This is a genomic window from Microcoleus sp. S36a_B3 (assembly GCF_036700745.1).
Classification (GTDB): domain Bacteria; phylum Cyanobacteriota; class Cyanobacteriia; order Cyanobacteriales; family Microcoleaceae; genus Microcoleus.
This window is the reverse complement of record NZ_JAUBPN010000015.1, coordinates 1-17653: the sequence shown is the minus strand read 5'-3', so window position 1 is coordinate 17653 and position 17653 is coordinate 1. Positions and strand designations below refer to the sequence as shown.

Annotated in this window: 14 protein-coding genes and 1 pseudogene; 9 read left to right on the top strand and 6 right to left on the bottom strand. The window is 45.9% G+C overall.

Translation table 11 applies throughout. From position 1 onward, the window contains the following. Positions 1-205: 205 nt before the first annotated feature. From ribH to QUA01_RS17120, 4 genes are all read left to right on the top strand, one after another. The gene (ribH, locus tag QUA01_RS17135) at positions 206-790 is read left to right on the top strand and encodes a 6,7-dimethyl-8-ribityllumazine synthase (protein ID WP_333091188.1); all 585 of its coding nucleotides are present in this window, start codon (positions 206-208) and stop codon (positions 788-790) included. Between the two features lie 426 nt (positions 791-1216). After that, positions 1217-1840, top strand: a complete 624-nt coding sequence (locus tag QUA01_RS17130; protein ID WP_333091187.1) for a Uma2 family endonuclease — start codon at positions 1217-1219, stop codon at positions 1838-1840. Positions 1841-2000: 160 nt separating this feature from the next. Continuing rightward, positions 2001-3317, top strand: a complete 1317-nt coding sequence (gene rimO, locus QUA01_RS17125; protein WP_333091186.1) for a 30S ribosomal protein S12 methylthiotransferase RimO — start codon at positions 2001-2003, stop codon at positions 3315-3317. A 933-nt stretch (positions 3318-4250) separates the two neighbouring features. After that, entirely contained in the window at positions 4251-5705 is a 1455-nt protein-coding gene (locus QUA01_RS17120; protein WP_333091184.1) for a DEAD/DEAH box helicase, read from the top strand. A gap of 328 nt (positions 5706-6033) precedes the next feature. Here QUA01_RS17120 and QUA01_RS17115 read toward each other — a convergent pair whose 3' ends face one another. Then, positions 6034-6594: a hypothetical protein gene (locus QUA01_RS17115; protein ID WP_333091183.1), complete on the bottom strand. Its 561-nt coding sequence runs from the start codon at positions 6592-6594 to the stop codon at positions 6034-6036. 215 nt (positions 6595-6809) lie between these two features. Between QUA01_RS17115 and QUA01_RS17110 the strand changes: the two genes are divergently transcribed. Beyond that, positions 6810-8009: a Coenzyme F420 hydrogenase/dehydrogenase, beta subunit C-terminal domain gene (locus QUA01_RS17110; protein WP_333091182.1), complete on the top strand. Its 1200-nt coding sequence runs from the start codon at positions 6810-6812 to the stop codon at positions 8007-8009. Between the two features lie 181 nt (positions 8010-8190). Next, entirely contained in the window at positions 8191-9012 is an 822-nt protein-coding gene (locus QUA01_RS17105) for a leucine-rich repeat domain-containing protein (RefSeq protein ID WP_333091180.1), read from the top strand. A 116-nt stretch (positions 9013-9128) separates the two neighbouring features. On the opposite strand, the gene QUA01_RS17100 is transcribed toward QUA01_RS17105, so the two are convergent. From QUA01_RS17100 to QUA01_RS17085, 4 genes and pseudogenes are all read right to left on the bottom strand, one after another. Further along, positions 9129-11318, bottom strand: coding sequence for an alkaline phosphatase D family protein (locus tag QUA01_RS17100; RefSeq protein ID WP_333091178.1), 2190 nt, complete (start codon positions 11316-11318; stop codon positions 9129-9131). Positions 11319-11655: 337 nt separating this feature from the next. Continuing rightward, a pseudogene (locus QUA01_RS17095) lies at positions 11656-11805 on the bottom strand (ABC transporter ATP-binding protein); the annotation flags it as partial. Between the two features lie 123 nt (positions 11806-11928). Further along, positions 11929-12300, bottom strand: coding sequence for a DUF2237 family protein (locus tag QUA01_RS17090; protein WP_333052718.1), 372 nt, complete (start codon positions 12298-12300; stop codon positions 11929-11931). 49 nt (positions 12301-12349) lie between these two features. Beyond that, complete coding sequence (locus QUA01_RS17085) at positions 12350-12910, bottom strand: GNAT family N-acetyltransferase (protein ID WP_333091176.1); 561 nt, start codon at positions 12908-12910, stop codon at positions 12350-12352. A gap of 82 nt (positions 12911-12992) precedes the next feature. Here QUA01_RS17085 and QUA01_RS17080 point away from each other — a divergent pair, with 82 nt between their 5' ends. Then, on the top strand, positions 12993-13625 hold the full coding sequence (locus QUA01_RS17080; protein ID WP_333091175.1) for a Vat family streptogramin A O-acetyltransferase: 633 nt from the start codon (positions 12993-12995) through the stop codon (positions 13623-13625). Between the two features lie 174 nt (positions 13626-13799). Here the strand turns inward: QUA01_RS17080 and QUA01_RS17075 are convergent, their stop codons facing one another. Next, positions 13800-15032: a methionine gamma-lyase family protein gene (locus QUA01_RS17075; RefSeq protein WP_333091174.1), complete on the bottom strand. Its 1233-nt coding sequence runs from the start codon at positions 15030-15032 to the stop codon at positions 13800-13802. A gap of 81 nt (positions 15033-15113) precedes the next feature. Between QUA01_RS17075 and QUA01_RS17070 the strand changes: the two genes are divergently transcribed. Both QUA01_RS17070 and QUA01_RS17065 read left to right on the top strand, forming a co-directional pair. Beyond that, entirely contained in the window at positions 15114-15926 is an 813-nt protein-coding gene (locus QUA01_RS17070) for an acyl-CoA desaturase (protein ID WP_333091172.1), read from the top strand. A 641-nt stretch (positions 15927-16567) separates the two neighbouring features. After that, positions 16568-17383, top strand: a complete 816-nt coding sequence (locus QUA01_RS17065; protein WP_194070899.1) for an acyl-CoA desaturase — start codon at positions 16568-16570, stop codon at positions 17381-17383. Positions 17384-17653 lie beyond the last annotated feature (270 nt).

The following is a 17653-nucleotide window of genomic DNA, read 5'->3' as shown; positions in this document are numbered from 1 at the left end:
TCGAAAAAAGAAGGTAAAAGGTATAAGATAGAAGGCATTTATCAGAATCTTGAAGGTATCCGGCGTTCGGAAAAATCTAAAATAATGACCGAACGCTGGATTATGTATGTTTTTAAACTTGAGATTAAGATGAGATGTTTCTGTTGTATAACTTTTGCCTTCAGGTCTAAAAAAATCTAAAATCTAAAATCTAAAATCTACAAATATGACAGTTTTCGAGGGAACTTTTACTCAAACAGAATCTTTGCGCTTTGCTATTGTCATCGGTCGTTTTAACGATTTGGTTGTCGGCAAACTTTTGGAAGGATGTCAAGATTGTTTGAAGCGCCACGGGGTTGATATTGATCCTCATGGGGATCAAGTAGATTTTTATTGGGTTCCGGGATGTTTTGAAATTCCTTTGGTGGCCCGCCAAGCTGCTCTTTCTCGTCGCTACGATGCCGTAATCTGTCTGGGTGCGGTGATTCGCGGCCAAACTCCGCATTTCGATTTTGTAGCTGGTGAGGTTTCTAAGGGAATTGCTGCGGCTGCTTTTCAAACAGGTGTGCCGGTGATTTTTGGGGTGGTGACGACAGACACGATGCAGCAAGCTTTGGAAAGGGCGGGAATTAAGAGCAATTTGGGCTGGAATTATGGGATGAGTGCTCTGGAAATGGGCAGTTTGATGCGTCAAGTTAATGGTTTGGGCGCAAATTCTTACGGCCAATTGGCTGCTGCGTCTGCTTCAGTGATTTCGGGTGAGGCTAATCGGGCGATCGCCCCTGATGTATCCTCGAATCAAACGGTGTAGTTTCGCCGCAGAAACCGGGTTTCTTGGAGTTTTGTCGCCAGTTACGAGAAATTAAGGCAGAAACCCGGTTTCTTCAGACTACCGCCGCGCCTAGAAACCGGGTTTCTTGGAGTTTAATCGCCAGTTACGAGAAATCTACAGAAACCCGGTTTCTCCAGACAATAAAACCGACACCTGGCAAAAAAAATCGCCTTGTGTGGTACGAAAAAACGTTCTTAGAAATAGCGCAACACTAACAATTACTTCATCGCCTAGATACTGATTTCTGATTCGGTCGATCGGTGCGATCAGTATTTTGATATTATGGACGCGAGATCATACCAAACTTCACTTCCTATGTCAAGGATTACGAACAACGTTGTCCTAAGTCCTTGTGTAATATTTGAGCTTTCCGCATACTAATCACCAGACAGAGGAAACCACAACATGATCCAAACCATATCCAAAACAATCACGTTTGATGAGTTCGTTGCTTGGTATCCAGAGAACTCTGTCCATAAGTACGAATTACACAATGGAGTAATTGTTGAAATACCTTTAGGAACCGGCGACCATTCGGAAGTTACGGGTTTTATAACCTCAAAACTAGCGGTTGAAATTGACCGTCGTGAATTACCCTACTCAATTCCAGGTGACTGCTTACTCAAGCTTTCCCGTGACGAAGCAGGTTATCAGCCAGACGTAATAGTCCTAGACAGAACCGCACTTGCAAACGAGCCGCGCTGGAAAAAAGAATCTATCATCACGATGGGGTCTTCGGTGCGACTGGCTGTAGAAGTAGTCAGTACGAACTGGCAAGATGATTACCTGGTTAAAGTAGCTGATTATGAAAGACTGGGTATCCCGGAATATTGGGTTGTAGATTATGCTGCTTTGGGCGGCAGACGCTTCATTGGCAATCCGAAACAACCTACTATCTCGGTTTACCAGTTGGTTGACGGGGAATATCAAATCAACCAGTTTGGGGGAGATGACATAGTTGAGTCGCTGGCTTTTCCAGAGTTGAGGTTGACGGCCGACCAGATTTTTGTCGCTGGCTTGCCGAACTAGCGAGTCGAAATTATGCTTGCGGGCGATCGATATTCTATGTGACGATCATCGCATACGGACACGACAACAGTCGATAGCTTTCACTTACACATTGCAGATTATCAAATTGTGTGGTACGATAAAACGTTCTTGAAAATAGCGCAACACTAACAATTACTTCATGGCAACGAAGCCAACGATCGCATTTACTCACCTCGGCTGCGAAAAAAATCGCATCGATACCGAACACATGATTGGCTTGCTGGCTCAAGCGGGCTATCAAGTGGATTCTAATGAAGAATTAGCCGATTATGTTGTAGTCAATACTTGCAGTTTTATCCAGGCCGCGCGAGAAGAGTCAGTCCGCACTTTGGTAGAATTGGCAGAAGCTAATAAAAAAGTAGTCATCACTGGCTGCATGGCACAGCATTTTCAGCAGCAATTGCTCGACGAATTGCCGGAAGCCGTCGCCATAGTCGGCACGGGCGACTATCATAAAATAGTCGGCGTGATGGAGCAGGTCGAAAAGGGCGATCGAGTTTCCCTCGTCTCTAGCGAACCTACTTACATCGCTGACGAAACAACTCCCCGCTACCGCACGACATCGGAAGGTGTCGCCTACCTGCGAATAGCAGAAGGCTGTGACTACCGCTGTGCATTTTGCATTATCCCGCACTTGCGCGGAAATCAACGATCGCGCACGATCGAATCAATTGTCGCCGAAGCTAAGCAATTAGCATCCGAAGGTGTCAAAGAAATTATCTTAATTTCTCAAATTACCACGAATTACGGCAAAGATATCTACGGCGAACCGAAGCTAGCCGAACTGCTGCGCGCTTTGGGCCAAGTAGATGTACCCTGGATTCGGATGCACTACGCCTATCCTACAGGTTTGACTCAGCAAGTTGTCGCGGCAATCCGCGAAACGCCGAACGTTCTACCCTATTTGGATTTACCCCTGCAACACTCGCACCCGGAAATTCTGCGGGCGATGAACAGACCTTTTCAAGCTGGGATTAATGATGCTATAGTCGATCGGCTCAAAGCAGAAATTCCCAACGCCGTGATGCGGACAACTTTTATTGTCGGCTTCCCCGGCGAAACAGAAGAACACGCAGCACATTTGCTGGAATTTGTCAAGCGCCACGAATTCGATCACGTCGGAGTTTTCGTGTTTTCGCCAGAAGAAGGAACCCCAGCCTTCAGCTTGCCGCAGCAAATACCAGCAGAAATCATGGAAATGCGGCGCAATTCGGTAATGGCGGCACAACAAGCTATATCATTGAAAAAGAATCAAGAGTCTGTCGGTCAGGTAGTTGATGTCCTGATAGAACAAGAACAGCCAGAGACAGGCGAGTTGATTGGTAGATCCGCCAGATTTTCCCCAGAAGTAGATGGACTCGTCTATGTGACAGGAGAAGCACGGCTGGGATCGATCGTATCGGTGAAAATTACGAGTGCCGATGTCTATGACCTCTACGGTCAAGTAGAAGTATAGCTCGAACTGTCCCGCCCGCCAAAGCAGCATCAGCCTCGCGCTAAGAGTGTAGCCTCGCGTCGGGATGAGTGCCAGTGAGTTGACGATTCCACTCCCGTGAGTCGAATTCCAAGCCGTGCTGTGGAACAGCGACGGGGTGGATGAGGAAACGAGCAATTCTTCTGATAAAATTGGTACATCTTGACCACCAATGCCGTAAGCGAAAACCAAGCTCAAAGGTACGTGTTGCCAGAAAAAGTATGGGTCTTGGGAACCAGGACTCCTGCCCTTGGAGGCAATGTAAGACCAATAGAATTACGGAGTTCTGGCGGTTGTTGCCAATGAATTGGGAAGCCCGTGGTGTAACGCAGGTCACCGTCGGGTAGTTCACTGTTTTGTTTCTGAATGTAAAGAGTTATGCTAATATAAAGTCAGAAACCAGCGGGGAGAATTTGAGATTGCTTCGCCGTCCGCCCTACACGACAACGGTATCCCGAAAGAGTGTTGAGATGGATAGGCAGTAACGGTCGCTGCATCCCCTGTTGAATCCCGCAGACGACGGATTGCGGGATAGCGCCTGAACTAACAAACCTGTAACTACTACTATTATGTAGTGCAGTTCAGTGGGGCTGGTCATCATCCTCACTATAAAACGCCCTAGAGAGAAAGCTTGCAAGTACCTCAAAGGAAGTCCAATGTACTATTTTAAGAATGTTGGAAGTCGATAACCCGATCGCTGGCGGTTGGTATCGGTGATGTCACAAAATCAAAGACGGCTGTCGAATTGGTAAATTAGTCACCATCGACGGAGCTGCCCTATACTCGATTGCTATTTAAAAAGGTGCGCGCAGGCGCAGCACCACACAGAACTCATAATGAGTTCCTGCCGCCGAGCAGAAATCCGCATCCGAGTTGGGCGACTTAGAAGGCTAAGACTCGTTATTAGGAGCATTAATGAATTTATTGTTTGAAGGCTTAGGTCTTTCGGAAGAACTCGTTCTCCATCTGGAAACACTAGGCTTTACAGAACCTACTCCCATCCAAGTACAAGCAATTCCGCACTTGCTAGCAGGTCGCGACGTTGTGGGTCAAGCCCAAACAGGAACGGGCAAAACGGCAGCATTCTCGTTGCCAATCTTGGAGCGGATCGATCTAGATTTAATTGCGGTGCAAGCACTGGTGCTGACACCGACCCGCGAATTGGCGATGCAGGTAACAGAAGCTATCCGCGATTTGAGCGGTATCAGCAAGGAAGGCCCGGTAAAAGTAGGTCGCTCTCTGCAAGTTCTGACAGTGTACGGCGGTCAATCGATCGATCGCCAAATGCAGCGTTTGAAGCGCGGCGTTCACATAGTTGTCGGGACACCCGGACGCATATTAGATATGCTCAGCCGTGGCAGCCTGAAACTAGACAAAATACAATGGCTGGTTTTGGACGAAGCTGACGAAATGCTCAGCATGGGCTTTATCCAAGATGTGGAAAAAATCTTGGATGCTGCACCAAAAGATCGTCAAACGGCATTTTTCTCGGCGACGATGGAAGCTTCCATTCGGAAATTGGTAGCGCGCCATTTGCGTAACCCAGTCAACGTCACCGTCGAACAGCCAAAAGCAACGCCGAAGCGCATCAGCCAAGGCGTGTACATGATTCCCCGCGGCTGGTCTAAAGCAAGAGCTTTGCAGCCAATTCTAGAAATGGAAGACCCGGAATCGGCGCTGATTTTTGTGCGGACGCGGCAGTCGGCGGCGGAACTTACCAGCCAACTGCAAGCAGCAGGCCACAGCGTGGACGAGTATCACGGTAATTTGAACCAGGCACAGCGGGAACGCTTGCTGCATCGGTTCCGCCAATGTCAAGTCCGCTGGGTAGTAGCGACTGATATTGCGGCGCGGGGCTTGGACGTGGATCACTTGACTCACGTAATTAACTACGATTTACCCGATAGCGTAGAAAGCTACGTGCACCGGATCGGACGCACGGGTCGGGCCGGTCGCGAAGGAACGGCGATTACGCTGATTCAACCGGTAGATCGCCGCAAATTGCGTTTGATTGAACGCCACGTTCGATCGAGCTTGACAGTGCGGAACATTCCGACACGGGCACAAATTGAAGCACGTCAGTTGGAAAAAATGCAGGGTAAAGTTCGCGAAGCTTTGGCTGGCGAACGGATGGCATCTTTCTTACCTCTGGTGTCTGAGTTGTCCGAGGAATACGACTCCCACGCGATCGCCGCTGCAGCATTGCAAATGGCCTTCGATCAAAGCCGTCCGGCTTGGATGGGCGCGGATTACGCTCAACAAGAAGATCCCCCGATTGGTGGAGAAAACAGCGTCAAGCCAATCTTGATCAAGAAGCGGGCTAAGGTGGGTGCGCCCAGCGTTGGTTCTCCTGTTCCTCAGAACAGCTAATTAGTAGGGTGCGCCTCGGCGCGCCTTATTTTCTAATTGAAAAGGTACGCACTGCGTACCTTTTTTTTATCAGAAAATTGGGTTGAATGAAAACCCTGCGACTTTAGTCCAGGGATGAAAGGGCATTTCTAATCGCAAAGATGCAAGTCCTGACTGCAAACCTGTACGCGGGAATTCTTGGACTGTTGTGTAATATCGTTTCCCGTTGCATCGGAATAATAAAATCGAGTCAACAGTTAACACTCAACCATGCAGTTTTTTGACCCGCCCGTCAACAGTCAACAATCAACAATCATTGTATGAGTGCAACCAGAATTGATATAATATTTTAGTCTAGCTGCGTCCCGACAAGAATCTTTTGCACGCGATCGCCCTTAAGTTCCAAAACCAAATTAGAAGCCTTTTGGTCATTCCTGTAAGTCAACCGAGTGGCTTCACCATGCACAGATTGCCACCCGTAACCGTAAGTTTTAACAACTTTTTGCCTGCCATCTCCTACCTTGATACCATCAATTGTCGCCAACTTGGGATTAGTAGTAGAAATTAAATAAACTTTGCCTTCCCATGCTGCTACCGTCAATTTTGAGTAGGTTAACGTGCGAATCTTGCCACCAATTACAGAACCAGCAGATTTAGTTTCGTCTCGCTGCGGTTTTCCCAACTTGCGTTTAGCTTCTTCTACAGACATCCCCAATTTCATGCCGCTAATCTCCAAGCGCGAATAGTCGATCGCTGTGGGCTTTTGTGTGGCGCTCAGCATTGTTTCTAGGGCGATAACAGTTTTATTCATACCCGCCACAGGGCGAACTAAAGCAGCAAATCCTAAGCTCGAAATTGCGATATTGAGTATGATGCTAGCGACGGCTGTTGTCAGGAACAATTTTACCATTTTTTTATAGCTTTATTTAGAAAATTCTTCGCCCGATCGCCCGATCGATCCGGAGCAATACTAATAATTTCGAGCCGAGAGAAGTCGCACAACAGGTAAAGCCCGCTTGCTGCTGGCTGTTGTTTGCAGGGCGATCGGGCGTTGATGATAATTAATCACCGGAATTGGTGTGATATCCTAACAAAAGCCATTGCTCCATAAAATCCGCAATTTAGATGACCGCCATAGATTCCACTAAACACCAAAAATCTAAAGCCCTCAAACCCGGAAGCCGCCGCCCCGCTAAAGAGCTTTGCAGCGAATGCGGTTTGTGCGATACATATTATATCCATTATGTCAAGGAAGCTTGCGCTTTCTTAACACAGCATATCGCAGAACTAGAAGCAGAGATTCACGGGCGATCGCGCAATCTCGACAATCCCGACGATTGGTACTTCGGAGTCAGTCAAAATATGATGGCGGCTAAGAAAAAAGAACCAATTGAAGGCGCTCAGTGGACGGGAATTGTCAGCTCAATTGCGATCGAAATGCTAGAAAAAGGCATTGTTGAAGGCGTTGTCTGCGTCCAAAACACCAAAGAAGACCGCTTTCAACCTCTGCCAATAATTGCTAGGAATCGCGAGGAGATTCTCGCAGCAAAAGTCAACAAACCAACTCTATCTCCCAACCTTTCAGTATTGGAACAAATCGAAAAATCTGGGATGAAGCGACTGTTAGTAATTGGCGTCGGCTGTCAAATTCAAGCTTTGCGAACAGTCGAGAAAAAACTCGGTTTAGAAAAGCTCTACGTTTTGGGAACTCCCTGCGTAGATAATGTCAGCCGCGCGGGCTTGCAGAAATTCCTAGATACGACTAGCCGCTCTCCTGAAACGGTGGTTTCTTACGAGTTTATGCAAGACTTTAACGTTCACTTCAAACACGAAGATGGTTCGGAAGAAAAAGTGCCGTTTTTTGGCTTGAATACTAAGGAATTGAAAGATGTTTTTGCTCCTTCTTGTTTGAGCTGTTTTGATTACGTCAATTCTTTAGCAGATTTAGTTGTGGGCTACATGGGCGCACCTTTTGGCTGGCAGTGGATTGTGGTGCGAAATGACACCGGGCAAGAGATGTTAGATTTGGTAACGGATCAGTTAAATACTCAGCCGGTGATGTCTCAGGGAAACCGAAAGGAAGCCGTTCAGCAAAGCATTCCGGCTTATGAAAAAGGAGTGACTTTGCCAATGTGGGCGGCGAAGTTAATGGGAGTTTTTATTGAGAGAATTGGGCCGAAGGGTTTGGAATATGCCCGTTTTTCAATTGATTCTCATTTCACTCGCAATTATCTGTACGTGAAGCGGAATTACCCTGAGAAATTGGAGGCTCATGTGCCGGAATATGCTAAGCGGATTGTGGGGCAGTATAAGTTGCCTGAGTGAGGTGATTCGGAGAGTTTTTAAGAGGTATTTTGCAGGGACATGATATTGCCCTCTTTCCTTCAGTCCGGCAGGGGTTGAAACCTCTGCCTCAAAGCTTAAGTCCTTTGAAAAAAACTGAATCAATTATTGGTTGTGTTTGTGGTGCAAGATGGCTTTAACTTTCAATTAGATATATAAGATTATGACACTTATAGTGGCACAGAAATATATCAATTTACCAAGGTCGATCGCACTTACTTGTTGTGTGCTTTTAGCATTATCTGGAAATGGACTGTCTGCGAAGGCTGCAGAAGTGCGATCGGGAAACAAAACATTTGCTGAATGGTGTCGCGAAAAAGATTCTTTGAGTCCAGAAGCTAAACATACAGTTGAGGTGCTGTTGAAGGAAGCAGAAACTACTGAGTGCGATGCGGCTAATCAGAAACTTTCGAGTCTCACCGCACTCTTCCTCTGGGGTAATCAAATCAGCGACATCAAACCTTTAGAATCTTTGAATAACCTGATTACACTCCACATTAGTAACAATCAAATCAGTGACATCAAACCGCTAGCATCTTTGCCTAACCTGATTACACTCTCCGTCGGCAACAATCAAATCAGCGACATCAAACCGCTAGCATCCTTGACTAACCTGACTACTCTCCAACTCAACAACAATCAAATCAGCGACATCAAACCGCTAGCATCTTGGACTAACCTGACTTGGTTAGACATCAGCAACAATCAAATTAGTGACATCAAACCGCTAGCATCCTTGACTAAACTGACTTGGTTAGACCTCAACAATAATAAAATCAGCGACATCAAACCATTGCTATCTTTGACTAAACTGGCTGCGATAAATCTCGAAAACAATCAAATCAATGACATCAAACGATTGCAATCCTTAACTAACCTGACTTGGTTACAACTCAGCGGAAATCCGATCGCTCCCAAAACTTGCCCACTCAAGCCAGAGTCTATCTGTAAGTGGAAACCACAATTTAAATTACGAAAATTCTAGCTACCAAATTAGGACATAAATCACCATAATTATTATTTGAAAGTCCGCGTAGGCGGACTTAGTTTTTGTTACTGCGATTTCAATCGCCTGGATATTTTTGCAATAAGTCTATTTCATCACTTAGGATTAACAACAAACTCACTGACAATAAACGGCTTTTGATTGATAATCGCACTGGGATTAGCATCAAGCTGAGACTGCGTGTAAGGTTCAATACCATAAGTTATTACCCGCAACTGACTCTCAGGAGCAATTTCAAACTCATTCCAGCCGTAGGTATGCACTCCTAAATACTCTCCCTGAATCAGTCTAGCGTCAATCCCAGAACCTTCCAAACCAACTGGATCATATCCTAGCGGCGCTGTCCGATTATCCAGAATATTGCGGACAAAGGCATCTTTTTCTTCCCTTGTCGGCAATGAGTTATAGCGATCTTTTTCCGATTGTGGCAGCAACGCGGTGGGCGTAAAAGCAACTGTTGCTGGACCAAAGGGGGCGGCAAACGGCCCTTGCCCGATGTTCAACTGAATAGCAACAGGACTCGTCATTACATCAATAACATCCGTAGGGATTTGCGGCTGACCTGCGGCTTCTTGATAGGTGACATTATTCACGACATATCCGTGAAAATCTCCGGTGGCAAAAACCACATTTTTGATGTTATTTTCTTTGATGAAACGCAGCAAATCTGTTCGTTCAGCAGCATAACCTTCCCAGCGATCGCCTGCAACCGCAATACCAAAATTTTGTATCGGATCGCTTGACATAATAAACTTCCAAGTTATGCCATTTTGTTGAGCTTTCAGTAAGTCATTTTTCAAGTCTTGAAGTTGCGCCCCCCCTAACATCGTGCGATTCGGCGTAAAGGCATCATTGAGAAACTTATTAACAGTAGCTTGGTCGGAAGTTTCCGCAATACTTTTCAAAGAATTATCTCGGAAAGAGCGCAAATCTAACACAAATGTAGCTGCATCGCTGCCGAAGGTATTATAGCGATAAAGTTTCTGCTCGTTAGCAGTGCGAGAGTCGCCTGTATTGCCATAAAAATCATTTCGCACCGGATTGTACGCTTGAAATGCTTGTAAAGCTGTGTCAAATACAGGCGTATCATTGACAAAGCCTCCCCCCGTCCCAAAAATTCCTTCTTTTTGCGGCGACTCACTAGGTGTTGCACCCCCGGCAAAATCATTCGTGAGTTCGTGGTCATCCCAGCTAGCATAGATGGTGGTAGAAGCCTGCAAATCAGCCCAGGTATTGAGGCCATAACGTTGACCGTAGACTTCGTTATATTTGGTGCTAAACTCTTCAAAAGTTTTAGGTTGTCTGACTCCCGGCAAATCCGGCGATAGATCGTCTACATAAGCGGAGTCGCCGATGCGAACAAAAAAGTCGAGATTGCGTTCCGCCGCATTTGCGATCGCCGGGAAAGGAGTAAGTTGGCCCTGCCAGTCGCCTGCTACTCCAAATCGTAAACCTTTGCGACTTCCCAACTCAGCAGCAGTGCGGAATTGCCCAACTGCTGAAGTGCCAGCGGCATCACGCACTCGATAAAAATATTGAGTACCAGGGTTTAAATTCGTCAGTTCGGCTTTCACGGGTACGGTAACATTGGTGACGGTATCTGTGAGAGTGCCGAGACTGTTACTGAAGTTTGGATCGGTGGAGTATTCAAAGACAACATTACCCAGAACTGTACTGCGAGTCCACAAAACAGTTGAAGTTTGGGTGGTATCTCCAGAAGCAACGCCATTTGGCAAGGTTGAGTCACCAGACTTAATAAATGGGGTGACATCTCGCCCTTCAGCAGCGCCAAACTTGATAAAGTGTTCAATGCCAGTGAGTTCGTCGCGCTCAACAGCAGCAGTAATATCTGGGTTTTTTGCCAGATAATAGCTATCGTTATATAAAGGGCTAGGGCTGCGGTTTTCCGATTCACCAAATTGGATGAAGTGACCAATACCAGTAATTTCATCGCGATCGACAGCCGCAGCAACATCGAGATTTTTCCCTAGATAATAGCTGTTGTTATAGAATGGGCTAGGATTGCGGCCTTCGGATTCTCCAAAATTAATGAAGTGTTGTATTGCTGTGGTAGCTTTGCTGTTGACAGCGGTAGCGACATCAGGGTTATTTAGGAGATAATAATTAGTATCGAATAGGGCGCTAGGGTTGCGGCCCTCAAATTGACCAAATTTGCTAAAGTGTTCAAATCCGTTTTGGAAGCTTCCTTGAGCTACAGCGGTGGCTACCTCTGAGTTTTTTGCCAAATAGTAGCTTTCTTGAAATAGAGTTTTAGGATCTAACATAAGGGAAAAGATGAAGTGTTGTTGTTTAATGACCCTGGTGGCTCAAAATAGCCTTCACAGGATTATACAGTGTGGCGATCGCGATCGTTAAGTAGAAGGAAGAAGGAAGAAGACTTACACAGCAAGATTTTTAGTGAGACTTAAACATTTTCTAGCCCCTTTAGAAGCTGAAACCCCATCTAGACAATGCAAAAAAATGTCTGAAACCCTTGGTATAACTACATTCATAGCCATTTGAGCTAAAAGTATTTCTCTATCTGGGTTTGAATTCAAAAGGGGTTCAGTTTTTGTCTAAGTCCCGTTAGTCATCCTTGTTTTACCTTTAATATCACGTCCGATCATCCAAACGGTGAGTCACCCACAAAGCCGTCAGCCCGCAATTTTTGACCAAACGCTGCACTGCAGGTACCAAATTTAACTGAGAATCAGGAGCGAGTAAAGCCGTAGGTTCATCTAATAGTAAAACCTCGAAATGACGAGGGATTGCACTTAAATATTTGAGTGGCGATCGATCTAAAATCTAATAAAATCTCAAATCCATTGACTTGATGTTCACCAGAAAAACCCGATCGCCCTTATTGACTAAAAGCGATCGCACACCCACATCCTCCTACAAATCAGCAGCGTGCTGCTTCAATTCATCCAAAGAAACGTATTCCAAAGTCAGGGCGTGAGTCGCACCCAAAACCACAAGCGGCGCACATCCCGCATCCATTGCTTCCTTCCAGCGAGAAGCGCACAAACACCAGCAATCCCCAGGCTTCAAACCGGGGAAATTAAATTCAGGAACCGGAGTGCTCAAATCATTTCCATTCGACTTGGTGAATTGCAAAAACTCTTCTGTAAGTTGAGCACAAACAGTGTGAGCCCCAAAGTCGCCACCACCTGTATTGCATTTGCCGTCCCGATAATATCCTGTCATTGGGGAAGTGCAGCAAGTCTCTAACTTTCCGCCCAGCACATTTGTAGCTTCCGTCACCATCGCAACTCCTGGATAAAACTCTTCGATCTAATTTTACACAAATCGTTGTTTATATATTTTTTTCCATCGCAAAGTTGATGAATTTTTGTCCTCTGCGTTCTACTTCTTGTTTTCTAATCACAATAAATCCCTGGGTTTCAAAAAAAGGTCGAGCTGTAATGCTGGCTTCGGTAAATAACTTGTTAATTCCTAAATCTTTGGCTTTTGACTCAATTTGTTTTAAAATTAGCCTACCAACTCCTTGCCTTTGAAAATCTTGATGACAGTAAAAGCGATCGATGTGGCCGTTGGCTTCTAATTCTCCAAAACCTGCGATTATATCGCCCTCTTCTGCTACAAAAGTAAATTTACTGCTTAAACTTTGCATCCAATTTTGAATGTCGGTGTCTGCCGGTGCCCAAGCATCTACTTGGGCTGTTGTATAATCGCGGATATTGACTTCGCGCACTGTGTCGTAAAAGAGTTGGGCAATTTTTTCGGTGTCGCTGATTTCGTAGTTTCGGATTTTCACTTGCAGGTGCAGATTGGTAGGATAGGTAAGTTTTGTCTGGGGATTGATGGCGTGTTTGGGATGCGAGGGCGGGTAAGCGCTGCTAGAATATTTTAGCAAGGAAATGATTTCCAAAATTATGGATATAAAGAATTTTGCAGGTATAATTAACAATTAAAAACTCAATATTTATTTAAAAAAGATGCCAGAATTTGGGCCCGATCCAAACCGACCTTATCCGATGGTAGACCAGCGCCGGGTTTGCTTTATCAAAAATTTTGTTAAGTCGCCAAATATTATTGTCGGCGATTACTCGTACTACGACGATCCGATCGCCCCGGAAGACTTCGAGAAAAATGTACTTTACAATTACGGAAATGAGAAATTAATTATTGGTAAATTTTGTGCGATCGCCACCAACGTCAAATTTATCATGAACGGTGCAAATCACAAACTAGATGGCATTTCTACCTACCCATTCCCGATTTTTGGCAACGGTTGGGAAACAGCGATGAATTTATTGATGGAACTGCCAAGTAAAGGCGATACTGTCATTGGTAATGATGTTTGGATTGGTTACGAATCGGTGATTTTGCCGGGAGTTAAAATCGGCGACGGTGCAATTATTGCTGCTAAATCTGTTGTCACGAAAGATGTTCCCGCTTATCGGGTTGTTGGTGGAAATCCTGCAGGTATAATTAAGCAGCGTTTCAGCGATGCCGAGATTGCACAATTGTTGAAAATTGGTTGGTGGGATTGGGAAATTGATAAGATTTCGCGCAACATTCACTTAATTATGCAATCCGATCTTCAAGCGCTGAATCATGCTGAGTAAAATTTATGCAGATTGATTTTGACCGCAGTTACGCATACCGGTTCACGATCGATCGCCCTGCACAAACTCCAAACAGCACACCCTGCAGACATCTTCTAATCTGCCTTTGTCAGCGTAAATCTGCCAGCATCAGCGCTCAAAACACTGCAAAATCAGGTCAACAATCAAAAAAACTTACCTGGCCGGGCCTACAGCATCGATCGCAGCTTCGAGGGCGATAGATACATGAGTCCAATGAGTTCCCCCCTGACAAAAAGCCACATAGGGCTCGCGCAGAGGCCCGTCAGCCGAAAACTCGGAGGTACTCCCATCAATAAAAGTACCTCCAGCCATCACCAATTGACTCTCGTACCCCGGCATCGGTGCCGGCACCGGATCTAAATAGGAACCCACCGGAGAATTTTGCTGAACTGCCCTACAAAAAGCAATTAACTTATCAGCAGAACCGAATTCGATCGCCTGAATCACATCCCTGCGCCTCGCCAAGGGAATCGGATTCACCCGATAACCCAACTTATAAAAAACGTAAGCCGTCAAATGATTGCCCTTCATCGCCTCCCCCACAAACCCAGGGGCCAAAAATAAACCCTGAAACAGCAAGCGATTCAAATCAAAAGTTGCGCCTCCGCTGCTGCCAATTCCCGGTGCCGTCAAGCGACAAGTTGCCGCTTCCACCAGATCGGCCCTCCCGGCGATGTAACCTCCTGTGGGGACGATCGTACCCCCCGGATTTTTGATCAAAGAACCAGCCATCAGATCCGCACCCACAGCAGTAGGTTCGCAATCCTCAACAAACTCGCCGTAACAATTATCCACAAAGCAAATTGTGTTAGGATTCTGATGTTTGACTAGATCGATGATTTTTTTAATCTCTGAAATAGACAGACTCGATCGCCAAGAATAACCGCAAGAGCGCTGGATCAAAACCAGGCGAGTCTTTGCTGAAATAGTAGAGCTCAATGTCTGCCAATCCACACTTCCTTCGCGAGTTAGAGGCAACTCACGGTAACTAATGCCAAACTCAATCAGTGAACCTTGACCTTGCCCCCGCAAGCCGATCACTTCTTCTAAAGTATCGTAGGGAGAACCAGCCACTGCCAACATTTCGTCACCGGGACGCAGGATGCCAAAAAGAGCACAGGCGATCGCGTGAGTACCCGAAACAAACTGTACCCGCACAGCCGCCGCCTCTGCCCCTACCACCGCGGCAAACACCGCGTCCAAAGTTTCCCGACCCAAATCGTCGTGGCCGTAACCCGTAACCCCTGCAAAATGCTGGACTCCAACCCGGTGGCTGCGAAAAGCTTTTAAGACTCGTTGAAGATTTTGCTTGACTGTCGCGTCAATACCAGAAAAAATCTGAAAGAGTGCCTGTTCTGCTTCCTGTAGCCGTGAAACGCTATTCATCTATAACCTCGCTCACCATTTGCGTGCGCGCCGTCGATTATCGCGTAAATACGGCCTCTAGTTTGTAAACATAATATATTCATGACGATTGCAACTTCCAAAAAAACTTCTCCTGATTGGCCTGTCATAGGCTTTATGGCCTTTCTGCACATCGGCGCTTTATTTGCTTTGCTGCCGAGTAATTTTAGCTGGTCTGCTGTCGGCTTAGCAGTATTCCTGCACTGGGTAACAGGTGGTTTAGGGATTACTCTAGGATTTCACCGTCTCGTTACGCACCGCAGTTTTCAAACACCCAAATGGCTAGAGTATTTTCTAGTTATTTGTGGCACCCTGTCCTGTGAAGGCGGCCCGATCGACTGGGTAGGAATGCACCGATTACACCACATACATTCTGACACCGAAACAGACCCCCACGATTCTAATCAAGGCTTCTGGTGGAGCCACATGGGCTGGATGCTCTCGGATCTACCGATCAGAGTTGAAATTCCTCGCTTTACCAAAGACATCGGCGACGACCCAGTATACAAGTTTCTCCAAGCATATTTTATACCCATCCAAGTCGTGTTCGGTGTGTTGCTTTATTTATTAGGCGGCTGGTCTTTCGTGGTTTGGGGCGTATTTATGCGGATCGTGGTGGTGTTCCACTGCACTTGGCTGGTTAACAGCGCTACCCACAAATTTGGCTACCGCACCTACGAGTCGGGCGATGGCTCGACCAACTGCTGGTGGGTTGCTGTCCTCACCTACGGTGAAGGCTGGCACAACAACCACCACGCCTTTCAATACTCCGCTCGCCACGGTCTCCAATGGTGGGAAATCGACATCACTTGGATGACTATTCAACTGCTACAATCGCTGGGTTTGGCAACCAAAGTGAAATTAGCAGAAAAATAGGGCGATCCGCACTTAGTCATTGGTTGTCGGTCATCGGTTTTGGATTAATGGCTCGTTACCGCCCAAAAAATAGGTACCGCGCCCCCGACGCTAGCTTAGGCTCGATGATCGGAAAATTTTAGACGATAGTTCAAGCTGCGATGATTCAATGCTGCAAGTAAATCTAAAATCTAAAACTTGTTCTGAGCGAAGTCGAAGAATCTAAAATCTAAAATCTAAAATCTAAAATCGACTGACCAATGTCTAATGCTTTTTTGGCGATCGGGTCAGGTTGCGTTGAACACAGATTGAATCATCTGGCGCGATCGACCCAACCAACACCACAATCAGTTATAATAGAACCAGAAACAAAAAATTTTGTTTTGCCGCCAAAATTTTTAATTTCACAATTAAATCGTAAATCTTTTTCGATCCTCATCCAAAATCTAGGGGAGCATCTGATTTTTTAAAAAAAGCATTTTTTACAAAGCGTGGTGTCGGGAACTCCCGATAGCACTATTAAATGCAAAACACAGATACTCCCAAATCTATCATTCATTCTCGCTCAGTTTGGGCAAGCGTGCACCAAAACAGTTCGCGACTCAATCCAAACTCTTATACGTGAATTCCAGTCTGCATCTCATCAGAAATCAAAAAAAAGAATGACAATAGCAACACAAGAAAAACTCCAATACAATTGGAAGCACGTTATTAGTTTAGCAGGACTGCATATCGGAGCTTTGTTCGCATTTTTGCCGAGTAACTTCAACTGGACAGCAGTTGGTTTAACAGTATTCATGCACTGGATCACCGGCGGTTTAGGAATAACTCTCGGATGGCACCGCCTACTCACCCACCGCAGCTTTCAGACACCAAAATTCGTAGAATACTTTCTAGCATTTTGCGGAGCCCTGGCCTGTCAAGGAGGAATAATTGATTGGGTTGGGCTGCACCGCTTGCACCACACCCACTCCGACCAAAATGCGATCGACCCTCACAATGCCCAGAATGGTTTTTGGTGGAGTCACCTCGGCTGGATGCTTTATAAAGGCCCCGCCCACGCTGAAATTGCTCGCTGCACAAAAGACATTTCCAGCGATCCGTTTTACCAATTTTTGCAAAACTACTTTCTCCCCATACAAATCGTCTTTGGCGTGTTGCTTTACTTCGCCGCAGGCTGGCCCTTTGTAGTTTGGGTGATTTTCGTCCGCTTAATTTTGGTGTATCACTGCACTTGGTTTGTAAACAGTGCAACTCACAAGTTTGGCTACCGCACCTACGAAACTAAAGATAGTTCTACTAATTGTTGGTGGGTTGCGGTTTTGACTTACGGCGAAGGCTGGCACAACAATCACCACGCTTTTCAATACTCTGCCCGTCACGGTATGAAATGGTGGGAAATTGACTTTACTTGGATGACAATTCAAGTCTTGGAAGCGCTAGGTTTGGCTAGTAAGGTTAAATTACCAGCAAAATAGCAGTAATTCAGTCCTAGAGGCAGAACCTCTTTAGGGTGTGCCGAACCGCGCACCTTACCGCTTCAGAAACCGGGTTTCTTTAATAAACCCGGTTTTTTTGTGACTAACAACCAGTTATAGCCTTTTTCAGAAAGATGAGGTACTATGCGGCATAGGGCATAGGGCATACCTAACTTTTTTGATAACCGCTATATACAGCACTTCCGGATGTTATGAGGTACAGTAGCAGCAATTAGTAAACCAGTTTTTAAGATGTTTCGGATTAATTAA

Bases quoted from the DNA above. Each gene is read 5' to 3' on its own strand.
- ribH (WP_333091188.1), top strand. From the start codon at position 206: ATGACAGTTTTCGAGGGAACTTTTACTCAAACAGAATCTTTGCGCTTT.
- QUA01_RS17130 (WP_333091187.1), top strand. From the start codon at position 1,217: ATGATCCAAACCATATCCAAAACAATCACGTTTGATGAGTTCGTTGCT.
- rimO (WP_333091186.1), top strand. From the start codon at position 2,001: ATGGCAACGAAGCCAACGATCGCATTTACTCACCTCGGCTGCGAAAAA.
- QUA01_RS17120 (WP_333091184.1), top strand. From the start codon at position 4,251: ATGAATTTATTGTTTGAAGGCTTAGGTCTTTCGGAAGAACTCGTTCTC.
- QUA01_RS17115 (WP_333091183.1), bottom strand. From the start codon at position 6,594: ATGGTAAAATTGTTCCTGACAACAGCCGTCGCTAGCATCATACTCAAT.
- QUA01_RS17110 (WP_333091182.1), top strand. From the start codon at position 6,810: ATGACCGCCATAGATTCCACTAAACACCAAAAATCTAAAGCCCTCAAA.
- QUA01_RS17105 (WP_333091180.1), top strand. From the start codon at position 8,191: ATGACACTTATAGTGGCACAGAAATATATCAATTTACCAAGGTCGATC.
- QUA01_RS17100 (WP_333091178.1), bottom strand. From the start codon at position 11,318: ATGTTAGATCCTAAAACTCTATTTCAAGAAAGCTACTATTTGGCAAAA.
- QUA01_RS17090 (WP_333052718.1), bottom strand. From the start codon at position 12,300: ATGGTGACGGAAGCTACAAATGTGCTGGGCGGAAAGTTAGAGACTTGC.
- QUA01_RS17080 (WP_333091175.1), top strand. From the start codon at position 12,993: ATGCCAGAATTTGGGCCCGATCCAAACCGACCTTATCCGATGGTAGAC.
- QUA01_RS17075 (WP_333091174.1), bottom strand. From the start codon at position 15,032: ATGAATAGCGTTTCACGGCTACAGGAAGCAGAACAGGCACTCTTTCAG.
- QUA01_RS17070 (WP_333091172.1), top strand. From the start codon at position 15,114: ATGACGATTGCAACTTCCAAAAAAACTTCTCCTGATTGGCCTGTCATA.
- QUA01_RS17065 (WP_194070899.1), top strand. From the start codon at position 16,568: ATGACAATAGCAACACAAGAAAAACTCCAATACAATTGGAAGCACGTT.